18 protein-coding genes and 1 tRNA gene are annotated in these 15,606 nt (G+C 41.1%); 7 read left to right on the plus strand and 12 right to left on the minus strand.

The annotated features are described in order from the left end of the window. Positions 1-10: 10 nt before the first annotated feature. The 6 genes from flgE to LYZ37_RS10900 form a co-directional block, all read right to left on the minus strand. Positions 11-1,315, minus strand: coding sequence for a flagellar hook protein FlgE (gene flgE / locus LYZ37_RS10875; RefSeq protein ID WP_171325237.1), 1,305 nt, complete (start codon positions 1,313-1,315; stop codon positions 11-13). Positions 1,316-1,354: 39 nt separating this feature from the next. Beyond that, entirely contained in the window at positions 1,355-2,065 is a 711-nt protein-coding gene (gene flgD / locus LYZ37_RS10880; RefSeq protein ID WP_004746769.1) for a flagellar hook assembly protein FlgD, read from the minus strand. A gap of 15 nt (positions 2,066-2,080) precedes the next feature. Beyond that, entirely contained in the window at positions 2,081-2,497 is a 417-nt protein-coding gene (gene flgC, locus LYZ37_RS10885) for a flagellar basal body rod protein FlgC (RefSeq protein ID WP_004746770.1), read from the minus strand. Then, positions 2,497-2,895 (minus strand): flagellar basal body rod protein FlgB, encoded by a 399-nt coding sequence (gene flgB / locus LYZ37_RS10890; RefSeq protein ID WP_272785493.1) that lies wholly within the window; start codon positions 2,893-2,895, stop codon positions 2,497-2,499. The genes flgC and flgB overlap by 1 nt, the downstream gene beginning before the upstream one ends. A 248-nt stretch (positions 2,896-3,143) precedes the next feature. Continuing rightward, complete coding sequence (locus LYZ37_RS10895) at positions 3,144-3,971, minus strand: protein-glutamate O-methyltransferase (protein ID WP_004746773.1); 828 nt, start codon at positions 3,969-3,971, stop codon at positions 3,144-3,146. A 12-nt stretch (positions 3,972-3,983) separates the two neighbouring features. Then, a complete protein-coding gene (locus tag LYZ37_RS10900) occupies positions 3,984-4,910 on the minus strand; it encodes a chemotaxis protein CheV (protein WP_272785494.1) in 927 nt (308 codons plus the stop codon). Between the two features lie 80 nt (positions 4,911-4,990). On the opposite strand from LYZ37_RS10900, the gene flgA reads away from it, so the two are divergent. The 3 genes from flgA (at position 4,991) to LYZ37_RS10915 (ending at position 6,581) form a co-directional block, all read left to right on the plus strand. Beyond that, positions 4,991-5,737, plus strand: coding sequence for a flagellar basal body P-ring formation chaperone FlgA (gene flgA, locus LYZ37_RS10905; RefSeq protein ID WP_272785495.1), 747 nt, complete (start codon positions 4,991-4,993; stop codon positions 5,735-5,737). An 85-nt stretch (positions 5,738-5,822) separates the two neighbouring features. Beyond that, positions 5,823-6,137 (plus strand): flagellar biosynthesis anti-sigma factor FlgM, encoded by a 315-nt coding sequence (flgM, locus tag LYZ37_RS10910; RefSeq protein ID WP_272785496.1) that lies wholly within the window; start codon positions 5,823-5,825, stop codon positions 6,135-6,137. Between the two features lie 18 nt (positions 6,138-6,155). Then, the gene (locus LYZ37_RS10915) at positions 6,156-6,581 is read left to right on the plus strand and encodes a flagella synthesis protein FlgN (RefSeq protein WP_272785497.1); all 426 of its coding nucleotides are present in this window, start codon (positions 6,156-6,158) and stop codon (positions 6,579-6,581) included. Positions 6,582-6,645: 64 nt separating this feature from the next. Here the strand turns inward: LYZ37_RS10915 and flgP are convergent, their stop codons facing one another. Both flgP and LYZ37_RS10925 read right to left on the minus strand, forming a co-directional pair. Further along, the gene (gene flgP, locus LYZ37_RS10920) at positions 6,646-7,077 is read right to left on the minus strand and encodes a flagellar assembly lipoprotein FlgP (protein ID WP_272785498.1); all 432 of its coding nucleotides are present in this window, start codon (positions 7,075-7,077) and stop codon (positions 6,646-6,648) included. An 8-nt stretch (positions 7,078-7,085) separates the two neighbouring features. Beyond that, complete coding sequence (locus LYZ37_RS10925) at positions 7,086-7,721, minus strand: FlgO family outer membrane protein (RefSeq protein WP_004746784.1); 636 nt, start codon at positions 7,719-7,721, stop codon at positions 7,086-7,088. Positions 7,722-7,884: 163 nt separating this feature from the next. Here LYZ37_RS10925 and LYZ37_RS10930 point away from each other — a divergent pair, with 163 nt between their 5' ends. The 3 genes from LYZ37_RS10930 to LYZ37_RS10940 all read left to right on the plus strand — a co-directional run bounded on the left by LYZ37_RS10930 (position 7,885) and on the right by LYZ37_RS10940 (position 10,486). Further along, positions 7,885-9,021: a flagellar assembly protein FlgT gene (locus tag LYZ37_RS10930; protein ID WP_239825279.1), complete on the plus strand. Its 1,137-nt coding sequence runs from the start codon at positions 7,885-7,887 to the stop codon at positions 9,019-9,021. 52 nt (positions 9,022-9,073) lie between these two features. Further along, positions 9,074-9,150, plus strand: a tRNA-Arg gene (locus LYZ37_RS10935). Positions 9,151-9,832: 682 nt separating this feature from the next. After that, positions 9,833-10,486: a hypothetical protein gene (locus tag LYZ37_RS10940; protein ID WP_272785499.1), complete on the plus strand. Its 654-nt coding sequence runs from the start codon at positions 9,833-9,835 to the stop codon at positions 10,484-10,486. A 282-nt stretch (positions 10,487-10,768) separates the two neighbouring features. Here the strand turns inward: LYZ37_RS10940 and LYZ37_RS10945 are convergent, their stop codons facing one another. Continuing rightward, complete coding sequence (locus LYZ37_RS10945; protein WP_272785500.1) at positions 10,769-11,350, minus strand: HNH endonuclease; 582 nt, start codon at positions 11,348-11,350, stop codon at positions 10,769-10,771. After that, complete coding sequence (locus LYZ37_RS10950) at positions 11,347-12,588, minus strand: AAA family ATPase (RefSeq protein WP_272785501.1); 1,242 nt, start codon at positions 12,586-12,588, stop codon at positions 11,347-11,349. Before LYZ37_RS10950 ends, LYZ37_RS10945 begins: the two co-directional genes overlap by 4 nt. A 420-nt stretch (positions 12,589-13,008) precedes the next feature. Between LYZ37_RS10950 and LYZ37_RS10955 the strand changes: the two genes are divergently transcribed. Next, positions 13,009-13,701, plus strand: coding sequence for a hypothetical protein (locus LYZ37_RS10955; RefSeq protein ID WP_272785502.1), 693 nt, complete (start codon positions 13,009-13,011; stop codon positions 13,699-13,701). A gap of 191 nt (positions 13,702-13,892) precedes the next feature. On the opposite strand, the gene LYZ37_RS10960 is transcribed toward LYZ37_RS10955, so the two are convergent. Both LYZ37_RS10960 and LYZ37_RS10965 read right to left on the minus strand, forming a co-directional pair. Continuing rightward, positions 13,893-14,591 carry a hypothetical protein gene (locus LYZ37_RS10960; protein WP_272785503.1) on the minus strand — a complete coding sequence of 233 codons (699 nt, stop codon included), beginning with the start codon at positions 14,589-14,591 and terminating at the stop codon, positions 13,893-13,895. Between the two features lie 170 nt (positions 14,592-14,761). Then, positions 14,762-15,592 (minus strand): MBL fold metallo-hydrolase, encoded by an 831-nt coding sequence (locus tag LYZ37_RS10965; RefSeq protein WP_272785504.1) that lies wholly within the window; start codon positions 15,590-15,592, stop codon positions 14,762-14,764. Positions 15,593-15,606 lie beyond the last annotated feature (14 nt).

Raw genomic sequence — 15,606 nt, forward strand, 5'->3', positions numbered from 1 at the left:
CTTACAAAGATTAACGAATCTGTAAGATGTTCTGTTGCGTTTGGTTATGAACTTCTAGCGAGCGAGAGTTAGCTTGGAAGTTGCGTTGCGCAGAAATCAAGTCAACCAGCTCTTGAGTCATGTCGATATTCGACTGCTCTAGAGTACCGCTACTGATCGTACCGAATGAACCTTTATTGGACTCACCCCAAATCTTGTCACCAGAGAACTGAGTAGAATCCCACTGAGTACCACCCTTCTTATCTAGCCCTTGCTCATTCGCTACACGAACCAATGAAACACGACCTAGAACGATGTTTTCGCCGTTAGAGTAAGTACCTAAAACGCTACCATTCTCATCGAAGTCAACCTTAGTTAAGAAACCTGTCGTCGCACCATCTTCATCGAATTTAGTCAATTCAAATGGAGCAGCAAACTGAGTCGCATCTTGTAGGCCGAATGAAAGAGTCTGGTTTACGTCAGCACCGTTAAGCTCAATTGGATTTGCACCTGTACCTAGAGGCTCAGACACAATGTTTTGACCATTGTTAAGACTCGCTAAAGTACCATCATTATTGAATCTCATCGTATGACCAATATGGCCTGTAGGTGCTGTCGCATCACCACCTACAATATTGATCGGCTTCTCACCCGCACTATCGGTGACTGTATAGTAAGTCTGCCAAGTGTTTGGTTGAGTTTGATCTTTGAGGTAGTAAGTCGTCAGCTTGTACGATTGACCCATAGAGTCATAAATAGTCGATGAAGTTGAACGGTTGTAAGTTTCAGGGTCGGTGTAATCAAATAGCGCAGGATCTTTGAGATCACCACCAGCAGGAAGGTTAACACCTACATCAATGTTTGATGTCTGCTTTGGCTTACCGAACTCTTTTGGAATGTTGATTGGCGAAGGCTCATAAGAAAGAACATCACCTGTATCTTTATTCACCTGATAGCCTAGCAAAAACTCATCGTTCGCCGTGACCATGTAGTTATCTTTGTTTAGGTGGAATGCACCATTACGCGTTAACTCATTGGTCGTTGGTGTTAGACGATCTTTTGCTACTGCAAAAAAGCCAGTGCCGCTAATACGCAAGTCCATCGGGTTGTTAGTATAAATACTAGAGCCTTCGTGGAACTGCTGAGCAACCTTAGCCGCTTGCACACCTTGTCCGGGTGTTGTTTTCGCATGAGTAAAAAGTGAATTTGAGTAAACATCGCCAAATTCAGCACGAGACTCCTTAAAGCCGTACGTGTTCGCGTTCGCAATGTTGTTACTGGTTGTGTTCAGATCTAACTGAGCTGCGGACAAACCGCTTAGTGCAACATATGACATTCCAAAATCTCCTATCTAGCTAGCATATCTACTTATGAGTTACGCTTTGCCAACTTCTAGTACTTCAGCAAGTCGAACTGGCGACTCAAAGCCAGCCAGATTGAGTAGTACGTTACCATCGCCTTTACCTAAGAGAACGCTGTTTACATTAGCGTAGGTCGAAACCTCAAACTCTTTGGCCTTGCCATCTAGTAAACCCGATGCTTTCACATTGTATTTACCTGCCGGCAATGGATTACCGTTTTGATCTTTACCGTCCCATTCAATTCGGCTGTCACCTGGTGGTTTAGAGCCAACATCAAAGGTACGGATTAGCTGACCCATTTGATCTTCCACTCGCACCATCAAGTTATCGACAGATTGAGGAAGTTTCACCATGGCAGCCATTGAGCCGTCATCTGCTTTAACTCCTGCTGCACCAGGGACGAGAACGTCTCGACCAACAAGAGAAGAAGCTTGAAGCGCTTGGTTAGAAGTCATCGACGCATTCAGTGTTTCAAACTGATTGTTCATTTTGCCGATTCCGTCCACCGTCGCGAATGACGCCATCTGTGCAATCATCTGGTCATTGCTAACCGGCTTAAATGGGTCTTGCTGGGCAAGTTGCTTAGTGAGCAGAGATAAGAAGTCTTCTTGTTTAAGATCCTGCTTACCTGTTGTCTCGTTGGGCTTGTTCTTGTCCTGAAGCTGTTTAAGCTGGTCTACATAGGACAAGCCGCTTTGACCAACATTATTAATGCCATCGGCCATAGTTACCTCCTATCCTTATTGACCCATCTGCAGCGTACGCAGCAGCATTTGTTTGCTTGCATCTGCTACTTGAACGTTCGTTTGGTAAGAACGTGAAGCAGAAATCATGTTAGCCATCTCTTCCATCACATTAACGTTAGGTTTGTAGATATACCCTTCGTCATTTGCGAGTGGATGGTCAGGGTTGTACTCCGCATCTAGCGGCTTATCGCTTTCTACAATACCCATCACTTTCACTGGCACCGTATGATCGCGGCCATACTTTGCCTTACTTAACTCCGCACCGAACACAGCATGGCGGGCTTTATAAGTGTCTTTCGCTGAACTAGAGACACTGTCCGCATTGGCTAAGTTACTTGAGGTCGTATTTAGACGAACAGATTCAGCGCTCATGGCAGAACCAGTTACATTGAAAACGTTAAATAAGCTCATCAGTTACCACCTTTAATTGCTTTAGTTAAGTTCTTGAATTTACTTCCTAAGAAGTCAAGTGAAGCTTGGTGTCTGATTTGATTTTGCATAAACAAGTTACGCTCTAAATCCACATCAACCGTGTTGCCATCACCTGTGTCAGGTTGTGTAGGAAGACGATACAAGACTTCCCCTGTCACCCTAGTAGAGGCAGGAATATGCCGACTATCAGTACGGCTAAGCCCGATGCTTGCCTCTGATGTTGCCGCCTGCAAGGCCTTTTGGAAGTCCATTCCTTTCGATTTGTAGCCTGGCGTGTTCGCTTGAGCAATGTTGGTGGAAATCACCTCAGCATTGCGCTCACGTACGCCCACCGTGTGTTGGTGGATACCTAATGCGTTGTCGAAAGAAATAGCCATGTTAACCTCTACTCAAGAACTGACCGTTACTATTAAATCTAAAAGCAATTAGCGTACCAACTTTAGAAAAAACTTGTTCCACCGTTGCTTTCAATTGGATATTTAGCAATAAGTACGCCAACTCATATGGCGCCAGCATGCTAGAGAGTTTGGAATGACTCGTAAAAAAGTATACAAGTTAAATAGGGATTAAGTACAAAAATGCCCAGCATAAAGCTGGGCATTTGAAAGATTAAGACTCGATTCGATTATTTGAGTTTGTAGATAATACCTGGGTTACATCGAACCATCTCAAACCGGTCAGTAAGACCCGTTAAAGATTCAGATGCCCCCAACAGCAAGTAGCCACCAGGGTTTAAGCTATTTGCCATCTGGTTCAATACTTGCGACTTCATATCTGGCGAAAAGTAGATAAGTACGTTTCGACAGAAAATAATGTCGAATTTACCTAGCAATGCGTAACTGTCCATTAAATTCTGCGGTCGGAAGTTAACCAGACGCTTCACATTGTCTTTGACCTTCATTCGGCCATCGCCGGCATCTTCAAAAAAGTTGCGTCGACGTTCAGGTGAGAGACCTCGACCTAACGCCAGATTGTCGTAGACACCAGCGCGACACATATCAAGCATGCTCGCTGAGATATCAGTTGCAGTAATAGACACGCTCGGTAGCATGCCGGGCTTACGCTGCTGAGTCTCAAGTATCGTCATCGCCATGGAATACGGTTCTTGACCGGAAGAGCTTGCCGCAGACCAGATTTTAATTGGGCGCTTATTTGCCGCCGCTTCAGGTAACAGCTTATTAGCTAACACTTCAAACGGGTAAGTATCACGAAACCACAGCGTCTCGTTGGTGGTCATTGCATCAACAGCGGCAACACGCAATTCACGATTACGCCCAGTCACCACATCTCTAAGCAAGTCAGACAAAGTCGCTAACTTAAACTTAGTGACCAGTGGGCTTAGTCGGCTTCTTACTAGGTATTGCTTACTATCACCAAGCACAATGCCACATTGTGACTCTAAGAATCGGCTGAAATCACGATACTCTTGATCGCTTATAGTTATCGCTGTCATTAACTACTCTTTTTATTCTGTAAGTGCGGATTTCACCGCATTACCAAGCTCATCTGGATTGAATTTCGCAATAAAGGAGTTAGCTCCTACACGCTCAACCATCGCTTGGTTAAATACACCACTGAGTGATGAGTGAAGAATAACATACAGATCTTTAAGATCAGGATGGCGCCTCACCTCTGCTGTAAGAGTATAGCCGTCCATCTCTGGCATTTCGATATCTGAGATAACCAAAGAGATCTGATCGTAAATACTTCCTTCAGACGCCATCTCAATCAATTTATCGTATGCCTCTTTGCCGTCTTTGACCGAAACGACTTCAAACCCAAGCGAAGTAATTGCACGCTCTACCTGCTTACGTGCAACCGTCGAGTCATCCGCAATCAAAATACGACGAACAATTTCTTTCTCTGTCTCAACCTGAGCGATCTCTTCACTGATTGAAGAATCCATCGTCTCATCGATTGGCGCAATTTCTGCAAGGATCTTCTCTACATCGAGAATCTCTACGAGTTCGTTATCAATATTGGTTACCGCGGTTAGATAGTTCGCTTTGCCTGCCCCTTCTGGAGGTGGCAAAATCTCTTCCCAGTGCATATTAATAATACGCTCGACAGAAGTAACTAAAAACGCCTGCATAGTTCGGTTGAACTCAGCAATAACAACAAACGCTTTATCAACATCAACAGTTGGGCGGCCACCAATCGCTAAACTCAGATCGATAACCGAAACAGTATGGCCACGAATATGAGCCACACCTTTAACCAAGTGGTGTAAGTTTGGCATTGAAGTAAGCTTAGGGCACTGAAGTACCTCTTTTACTTTAAATACGTTAATTCCATAACGTTGACGCCCCATCAGGCGAAAAGTTAGGAGTTCTAATCGGTTTTGTCCGACGAGTTGCGTACGCTGATTCACAGAATCAAGAATACCCGACATAAGCTCATCTCCATCTCAAACTTTAATGCTAAAAAAAATGGTAGTCTACTAACGGCCATGTAAAACTTTAGAGAAACAGAATGACATACTTTAAATCACACTTATGCTCATTTTCCATAACTAATTGTAGAGCTTTCTATAAAAAGTTTTATAAGTCTATCGGCTTTTTGTTGTTTTTCTTTAGTTTTTCAGCGACATCTGCAACAGAAAACCAAATTCAAATTATTCAACAAGCTGCAGAAGAGTACATTCTTGCAACTATTGAGTGGCCTTCAGGTGGCACACTAGAGGCCAAAGCGGCAAATTTAGATAGCCGAATTTTCGCAACAGATTGCCCAAGCTCACTGAATAGCTCGTCTTCATCTACTAACCCCAACGCCAGTAATATTACCGTACTGGTGGAATGCCCCGACGATGATTGGCGAGTTTACGTTCCGGTACGTTTAACTCGCACTGGACCACAAGTTGTACTCACTACGCCACTATCACGTGGGCAAATTATTGGTGCTCAAGACATCACTATTAATATGGTAGACTTACAACGCTTTAGGCGGCAAGGCTTTTCCACAATTGATGCTGTAATAGGCGCAAAAGCAAAGAAAAACCTTCGCTCTGGTGACATTATAGAAGCTAGAGATATTTGCGTCGTATGTCGCAATGAAACCGTCACAATTAAAGCGGTAAAGTCTGGTATGACGATCACCACAAAAGGCGTTGCGCTCACAGATGGTTCACATGGTGAACAGATTAGAGTGAAAAATAGTAAATCCAACCGTATAATTGAAGGACGTGTAACTGGAATTTCAGAAGTGACGGTCATCTTTTAGAACTTTTTAAAAAAAGCTAAAGTTTTAACCGTGTTCGTCGATATTGACAGTACATATCGATAAATCTTCAAAAGGCTCAACAATTATGGCAGGTATTGACAACATACGCTCAGGGCAAACGCTATCGACTTCGACGCGTAGTTCTGTTCGTAACGAAAGCAGTCCAACAAGCAGCTCAGATTCAGCAAAAAAGTCTGATGTTGCTCAGGATGCAGTTTCACTCAGCTCACAAGGCAAGGCGGTGGGAGAAATGCATAATCAAATGGTCAGCCAACCTAGCTTTGACAAAGCTAAAGTAGCCGCAATCAAAGAAGCGATTGCCAACGGCTCATACAATGTCGATCCTCAAAAACTTGCCGACAATATGATTAAGTTCGAAAAAGAGCTTGGCGGATTATAATCTGCGAGATTGTTGACCATGGCTGCAATTTTAAGTTTGATCGAGTTTCAATTAAAAAATGCCCAAGAGCTGACTGATGTTCTTGAGCAAGAAAGAGCTGCGATTGCGAATCGAGTATCAAAAGATATCGAAGCCATCGCCAAAAAGAAAATAGTCTTAATTGAGCAGTTGCAGACCACTGACGAACGTCTTCGTCGACACCCTGAAGTAGACAGCTTATCGAGTGATCCAGAGTTGAGCCCTCTGGTTGATCAGATTCGCGCTTTAGTCAGTGATTGCCAACAAGCCAATGAAGTCAATGGCCAAGCACTGCAACGTGCGCAGCTAAGCTTTAATAAACTCAATAACTTAATGCAGCAATCTCAAGGCAAATTAGGTATGACCTATACAGCGGAAGGTCAAACTAAGAATGTCACCACGTTAGGCACTAATATCAAAGCTTAGCAACAGAAAACAAAAAGCGGCAACCAATGGTTGCCGCTTTTTGTTTGTTCGGAGATTCGAGTTTTTAAAATAGTGTCTGTTGACGTTTTTCAGGAACGGTTTGCACCTCACCATAGTCACGCAGTTTATTCATTTTCTGAATATCTAGTCTTAACTCTGTGACATAGCTATCGCCGACTTTATAACTGCGCACGACTTCAGCACCACGTATCACACCATCAACCGCACCAGATGTCAGTTCAGTGCCAAGACGTTGGTCTTGAAGATCCGCTCGGCCACTTACGCGCATCCCGTAGACTTGCTCAGCTAACTCACGATAAGCATCGATTTTAGACGCACGCATCGCACGAACTTGTTTCTCTTCTTCATTGCGACCTTTTTGTTCACTGATGCTCGCATAGCCAACAGCTGTTAACCAGTCATCTTTACGCATATCGCTCAATGGTTGGCAGCCGACCATAACTAAAGCAACAATCAGGAGTAATAGCTTTTTCATCTTGTCTCCTATGGACGCAATATAACCGTGTAAGGCTGAGTAATTGTTGGATCAGAACGGATTAAAACACCATCTTGGGTACGAATACTATTAAGGGTATCAAGATCTCGACCAATACGATCCGCTGGTAAGAAACCTTGCGCCGTAGCAACCACAACACGCGACTGCATGCCTACAACACGAGCGTTTACCAATACACCACCTTCTTGGCGTAACATCGTACCCGTTAGTACGTATTGAATATCTTGCTCTTGCGCCAAGTCTTTCCAATCGCGACTAAAGGCAAAATCGCCTTGATGCGTTACCTGAATAGACCCGGTTGTTTTGAAGTCTACCACTTTAAAGCCGCGACGTTGGAACTGATGGATAAAACCTTCAGACACAGAGTTACCTAACCAGTTGGTCGCATCCATATTTTGTAAGTCAACGAACGAGGTAACGGCAATTGGCGTGCGCGCAGACACACTGGTGTTCGAAACCATTAAATCTTCCGTCATACTCTCTACAAAGAAGTCAAGAGTATGACGCGGGCTCTCCATAAGCATAAACTGCGAGCCTGGGTACGGTTCTTTACCGTTATATATTGGAGCATAGGCACAAGCAGTGAGAAACACCACAGGGACTAGCGATAGCCATTTTTTCATTCTCAAATCTCCGATACATTAAGGCTTAAAATGTCAGATCTTTTAGCTCTCTTCTAAAAGTGGAACATTCCTTGCTTTTCTAAGTTTGCAACTATTTAGAAAGGCAATGCCTAAATCAGCTAAGATTTAACTAGCAAGAAATGAACCAACTTGGTAACTAGATATGAAAAAATCGCTTCTTCTCTTCTTCTCCACACTTTACCTAAGCGTATTTGCTACCACGGCATCTGCGGCGTGGTTCGAAGTGACAGGGACTGCCACTGTTGTCTCTTCGGAAGAAGTCGCACGTATCCATGCCTTGGAGGATGCTCTGTTCAAAGCCGTTAGCTTCTCAGGTGCAGATATTGGTAGTATTGCGAATCTACGCCCACTATTAGAAAGCGATAGAAAAGAGTATCAGTTTACCAATAGCGAAGTGCGCTACATATTAGTTGATGAGCAAAAAACGCGCAGTGGCGTTATGTTTGTCAAAGCTCGCATTGATATTTACCCATCGGCAACGGGTTGCCACGTTAGCCAGTATAAGAAGACGTTTCTAGTCGGCAATATAGACATTGCTTCTCCTCAACAAGCGGTAATGGGGCAAATCTATAGCGTGGGTGATGACTTCGCTAATGTCATCAATCGTCAGTTAGATCAGCAATCTGCCAACTTCGTTTCTGTTGGCACCACAGATTTTGAAATTAACAAGCGTTACCCAGAGCGACTTAAAATGATCGCTGAAGACACTGGCGCTCAATACATCATTGGGGGTGTGATTACAGATTTAACTGCCACCATTGAAGCGGGTGGTTTACTCAGTGATGACGTGATTAACCGCCAGTTTGCTTTGGAGATGCAAGTATTTGACGGAAAGACAGGCAACGAAGTCTATAACCGTAATTATCGCGAAGTCGCACGTTGGCCGTTTGCTAAAACCAGTCAGGTCGACACTCGTAGTGCGCGCTTTTGGGCTTCGACCTATGGCGACATGATGCTGCGCGTAAGCCGCAATATTATGTTAGACCTAGAGTCAGAAGTCTCTTGTAAAATCACCTTGCCAGAAGTGGTGGCCAAATGGGATAACACCATCACAATCGATCTCGGGCGCATTCACGGCGTAATGGAAGGCGACAAACTGCAATTGTGGCATACAGGTTCATTCATCGACCAACGTGGATTACCACGAAACAAGGTCACTGAAACCGATATTACACTAACGGTATCTCGCGTATACGAAAACGAAGCGGAGCTTACTGTTGACCAAGCAGAGCTTTCAGGAAGCATTCAAATCGGCGATGTCATGCACAAGCTACTATAAAAAACCACTTCGGACTTAACTTATGATTTGAAATCAGTATCATAAGAATAAAGCTCCCGTGGCACAGCTGGATAGCGCGATCCCCTCCTAAGGGATAGGTCACAGGTTCGAATCCTGTCGGGAGCGCCATATAAATAAAGGCCTGAGAGCAATTTTTCTGTCAGGCCTTTTTGGTATTTTGATCTATGTGTAGCAAATATGTAGCAAATGATTGTACTTGAAGGAAGTCACCTTGCATGGATTTGGACATAAATGCGTTACTAAAAATCGAATATTAGCAACTCACTAATAACTTTTCACAAGGCAAACATTGCAAGTCAATACTCCTTCGTACAGTACGCACTTAGCGTGTTTATGTTTAATGGAACTGGTATCGCATTAAATTATGAGCTCTTGCACTTTAGCGAGAGTAAATCACGAAGTATCACGAAATGACTAAAAACTACTTTTTTCGTGAATTTGAATGTGGATTGTCTGTAGAACAGACTGCTCAACTTTGTTTAAAGAGTGTGAGGACAGTCAAGGAATGGACAAAGGCAGAATAATACCTCGAGAATACCCCCCATATGCGCATGTCAAAAGTTAAAGAACTCTCTGTCTCAAAAGAGTGGCAATGGGTTGAATTGCACGGTGACAAGCCATTGATTCTGGAGAAAAAAAGTGTCACCACAAGAAGTGGTTACTGGAATCGCTTTACGAGATACGAGAAATTCAATCCGAATTAGAGATAAATACAACAACTAAAATATGTAAGAACAATAAAAGTGATAAAATTGCGCGAAAATACATGCTAGGAAATTCAGAGGATTGAATGAACAAAATAACAATAATGAACAACACGGTTAAAACAACATTGTGGATGTCAAGAGGCTTAGCAACCATTTCATTTGGCTATTTCATAGCAAGCTATGGCTTAGGGGCGGATAAAAGTAGCAGCCATTGGATGGAGCTACTAAATTTTTCATTCGCTATTTCATTAATCTCGAATACATTCGTTTGGTTTGTCGCAATGATTTATGACAATGACGTTAGGCGCTTTAATGAACACTTTACTATGGGCTACATAAGGTGGATACCAAGTATTAGCGCATTAATAGGGTTAGTCTCTGTTTTGGCCTTACTTTATTACATGTCAACTTATGTGTTAGTCGCATTTTTCTTATTATGTATATTGATTCCATATTTGTACAAGCTTTCATCCGATTATGAACGACAACCATCTGTTCAAGATATTCGTTCTGCGCAAAGGAGGATGTGGGATTTAACGGAAGAAATAGAGGCATTAAGGTACAAAAGCGACCTGATTAATGCGGAGGCTGATTATGTTAAAGAACATGATGTGAAAGAAGCACTTACAAAGCGACAGCAAGCAATCGAAGACCACATCAATTTTCTAAAAAAGATTCGAACTGACACACTTGCAACAATAAACGTTAACTCGGCTAAGCTTAAGAAAAGCGAGTAATATTTGAACTTTCGCCCCGTATTACATCTCGGGGACTAACAGCCAATAGCATGGGAAGAGTCGATAATTTTTAGTATTGCAAAAAACCGTGAATAGGGTGTGAATGAGTAAAAAGTCTAGCCAATAATGGGGCACTTTTGAGTTACAAAGTGCCAACTATGAAGGTTCTAGACATTTCTAAGTCAAATTAACTACTAATTTGATATGGATAACTTAAGTTATTGCATAGTCACTTGATACATTGTCCAGTCTTACTGGTGCCAATCAGTACAACGAGCTCACTTAGGCTGCATTTAACGCCATAAAGGATTTAACAAATAATGACAGTTCTTTATCTGCCTCACTCTCTTTTCGCAGTTCAGCTAAAGCCGCTTCTCGCAATACCTGAGAGGATGTTCTGAAACAAGCGTCAATTGAGCTTTTAAATTCCTCAATTCTCAATTGCCTTTTTTCTAGTAAATCAGGTCTATTAAGTTGTAAATCAGAGATAGTTAAATCACCTCTTTCGCACCCATTTTTAGAAAACAAATAAGTCCCAAATGCAACCAAATAATTCTCAGGTTCTTCATCATATGGGTTAATATATGGTGTATCCTCATAATACTTATCAGACTTAGCATTGTTACACTTTGGACAAGCATAACCTAGGTTGCTCCAAGTAAATTCTAACTCTGGATATTTTCCTTCTGCTTTCGGTTTTATGTGCTCTACGTGTGCAAAGTCAATATGTGATATCTTACATTCGCAGTACATACACTTATCATTGCTTGCATTTTTAAGCGCTTCTTTATTAATAGGATGTTTATAATTATTGGAGGCCAACGCTTCAGGGTGAGGACATGCTGGTCGTGTTAATCTAATCATTGCTTACTCTCCAATAATTTCTCAATTGCTTGAGGGAGTAGCTTTTCAAGTCCTAACTCTGCTAAGTCTTGTCTCATTTGAGAAAATATTCTCGGATCTTCTGCACCAGAAGAATATTTTTCATTAATGAAGTTTAATTTATCTTCTACCCAAATAGGCATGGTAAAAGATACACCTAATATTTCATCTAATACTTCGATAGCATTCTTAGCTTGATTATTAAGGTCAAGCCTATGTGAATCAACTTTTCCATTCGAATTGTTTTTTAGTGCATAAATAGAAGACTCTTTTACAGAACCAACAACTAAAGGACTATGAGTAGAAACAATAAACCGAGCTTTTGGGAATGCGTTTACAAGATCGGGTAAAATTCTTCTTTGCATTATAGGATGCAAATGGTTTTCAACTTCATCAATTAGTACTGTAAAATCGGATTTTTCACTTGTTGAAAACATATAAATTTGCCAAGCAATATCAATTAAAGCGCTTATCCCACCTGAAGCAGTCTCAAGTACAAATTCGTCGTCACCACCATTGCATACAAAAACGACTTCCATATTTCTAATTTCGATCTGCTCAAATCCGATATTTTGAGGAAGTATCTCTCGCAAAACCTGTTGGAACCCTTCAAAATTTTGAATTTGCTCCTGATCTGAAGGCATTATGGCTTGATTGGCGTTATGAACACCGTACCCTTGGATGACCCAGCCAATCAGAGTATTCTTCATAAAGAAACTACTAGATTGACTGTGGTTGCCGTTGTATCTCTGGATATTGCTTTGAGAAACCTCTTGAAAGGCACTTTGTTTATTTTTTTTCACTGTAGGAATACTTCCTACTTGCTGATACTTAAAAATTGACCTGTGTGAAGGAATATAAAAAGATTGAATGCCTTGCTGGTTTTGAATTGCTACATGATATTGAGCAGAATTTCCGTTGTTAGCTACTAAAGGGGAATTAATGTCATTAGAATAAATAATACTACCAATCGAGTTATTACTGCCTTTATCTTTACCTGAAAAAAAACGTGAGAAATATTTTATTACCCCAGTACTAGACTCAGCTTTAGGAGTGGCTAAAGAAACGCTATTCCAACCACTATGTCTCGCCAATATATTTAGAATAGTTGTTTTACCACTTCCATTTCCTCCCGTTAGAATAGTAACGCGATCATGAAAATCGATGTCTATGGTTTGAAATTGTTGCCATTCATTTAGGCTTATGTTTTTGAAGTACATGCTCTTCCTTCTTCATGCAGCATAACGCTTATCTACGGATCAAACCCGTACATTTAATTATGAGTTAAAATGCATATCAATTCGTTATAGTTCAAATTATCACCTAATACCCTAAAAAACAACAATGGCGATAATAGCATTGATATTTGTATGCCCCCCCCCCGAAGAAGACAAAACAAACTGTGGGACAATTTCATGTTACATGCCCTAGTGGTTCTGCTCTAGACAGAGATAAGTTAGCCGAAGCTTAGGCTTACAAATAGTGCTCTCAAGCATGTTTAAGCCTTTCAATTAATTGAATTATCGTATCTATCTCCTTATAATCCGGCATTTCCATCTAATCTACAGTTCATAATCTTAATGACAACATTACTCGCTCGACATCTTCATTTCATCATTGGCGACACATTGTGGACAGGTATGGATAACCAACCTGTGTATAGCCCTTGGAGAAAGTATATTAGTGAGCCTGATATCATAACGTTCTATGCAGGTGATGAATGTCCTATCGTACTAGAGAAAGCTCTTGCACTTGAGATTATTGATGACAATGTTTTTGACTATTTATGTAAACATCTAGATGAAGATGAAAGAGCAGCCTCTATAGCTTTTAGCTCTAGCGGCGAATTCCTTCCACAGATGTCAAATGATTGGGACTTCATAAAACTACCTTCTGATCTTGAAGGCGAAGTTTTGCACGCTGGGACTGGTGGAAAACCTGCTGCCGAATTTTATGTAAATAGTTGGGGAATACCTTTTGCAAATGAATCTACGAGAGTTGAAGCATCTATGACTGCTGCATTCGGAGCAGATCAATGTTCTGGTGGCCCATTGTCATTAAAAACTTGGGGAGATGAGTCCTCAAAAATTGACAATCTAGAACCAGTCTGTGTAAGATATAAACAGCGAATAGAGCAAGAGATTAAAGAATATATTCAATTTGCCAATGAGCAGGAAGAAGATATGAATAAGCAAGAATCTAAAGGCAAAGCGGCCTTAAAATCAGTACGTAAAACATCTCTCGGCGTCAATGGCTCTAAGTTTAACTCTCAGGCTGCATTAGCAAGAGCTGCCGCCAGAAAAGCTTACAGAGCAGAAATGGCAGCCCAATAATCAATCCTCTAAACACCCAAGCAGTTGCTTGGGTGTTTTGTTTAGACTCTATAAACAAACGCTTCTCGAGCATCGCTTTTAGATAACCTCTACTATACCAATGACACAGATTACAGTTATCAGCTATCAATCCAAGCAAAAGCGACTGAAATAATTCAATTCTCAATATGAGAGCGTCATACCTGTTGAGATCACTCGACAATAACTGGTTCTGGGTCATTAATTTTTAGCTTTGAGTTACTGTTGATGAATTGTGTGAAAAACAAATCCGCAGCCATGATAACCCCGTACATAGAGTTTATTAACTCTTCAAATTTCTCTTCAGAAATTGACTCCGTCTTATGTGGGTTATGGATAAGGAAGTGTCGAATTTCAAAAAGCTCTTGTAGATTATCCACATCATGTTTGTATAGCTGGTGAGCGTCTTTATCGTCGCTTTCACTCATTTTCCACTTTAGCTTTAATAGTTTCGCGATGAATCTATCATCAATTAAGATACTGAATACCTTATTAATATTTTCAGTGCTCTGGAAACTGTGAGAGGTTGCGATCAACTCTAGAGGGTGTATTTTATTTTCGTAAATGGAGATTACTTCATCAATTTTGTAACTTTTGTCGTGAAGCTTTCTTAATTTCGAGTTAAATACCTCTCGGTCACACATTCTAAATATGGCATCAATCATGTCTCTAAAGTAAACCTCTACAGCAGTTACCATATTTATAATCTGATTGTTTTTGAGCGTGTTCATAGTATTGACAGATAGATCCAACGTTGCAATCTCTTCCATCGCATTTGTAGTTGCCTGTGATATATCCATAAATGTAGCGAAAGGCCTTGGATTCCTACTGTTTCTAGCATTTCTATTTTTGTTTATCTTATTGATATCCATTAGTTAGTCACATAGCTTTTGATTGTCGGTATACATTACTAGTATAAGAAAAACTAAGTCAAATTAGCCCTAATGATTTGAGTTTTAAGATGTGTGAAATACGTAATGGGGCAAAGATAAGCCAACTGAGATCCTACTGACTCGAAGTTGGATAGGAGATAGTTTAGTGCTTAGTTGAGCTTAGTCACCTTTCCTTTAGCTAAGCTTTCTTGTTGCTCAATGAATTTAAAAAAATTGCTTTCACTAATGAATGGATTTCCGTTATTGCCAAGTTTATCTCTGTTCTCAAACAGATAGTTTTTGTGTGGATGATTGGAAAGGTTCACGCTAACAATTGGTGGCTGAAGCGCGATTTTTCTTATCTTACCCATACTGTTCAAAAACATTCCAATCATCTCTGGTTTTTTACCACTGTAGCTATGACCACCAACAATGAAGGCTCTATATTCTTTGTCGCTATCCTCGACAGTGAAATCCAATGAGTAGTCGCCAAGAGTATGACCAGGAGTAAGGTAAAACTTGAATTCTTTACCGCCAAATTCCATTGAGACATCGTCTTTGATAACAATATCTAGCTTGGGGGGTATGAACTTGTTTTGTTCCTTTACTCCCTTCGATTGTTGTAGAGACAGTTCGTGAGCACTCTTTGTCATTACAACCTTCGCATCATACATTTCTTGTAAATACTGGGCTCCACCAACGTGATCTGAGTGACCATGAGTCACTAGAACATGCGTGACTCCCCTATCTTCAAGTCCTAGCTTTCTAAGGTTTATAGGAATCCACTTAGAATAAGGGAAGTCAAGAGAATCAATTATCACTAACCCGTCATTGGTTTCTACCGCGTAAGAAGAAACCCATTTATCACCAACGTAATACAAATTATCGAACATCTTGAATGGTTCTATATAACCATTTTTATCGGTCATTTCTGGCGCTTGTTCGCCCGCCAATACAAACCCAGAACAAGACATAAGAAGACCTAGTAGAAACCTTTTCATTGAGTTACCGTTTA

The sequence above is a fragment of the Vibrio tubiashii genome, from assembly GCF_028551255.1.
Lineage (GTDB): Bacteria > Pseudomonadota > Gammaproteobacteria > Enterobacterales > Vibrionaceae > Vibrio > Vibrio tubiashii_B.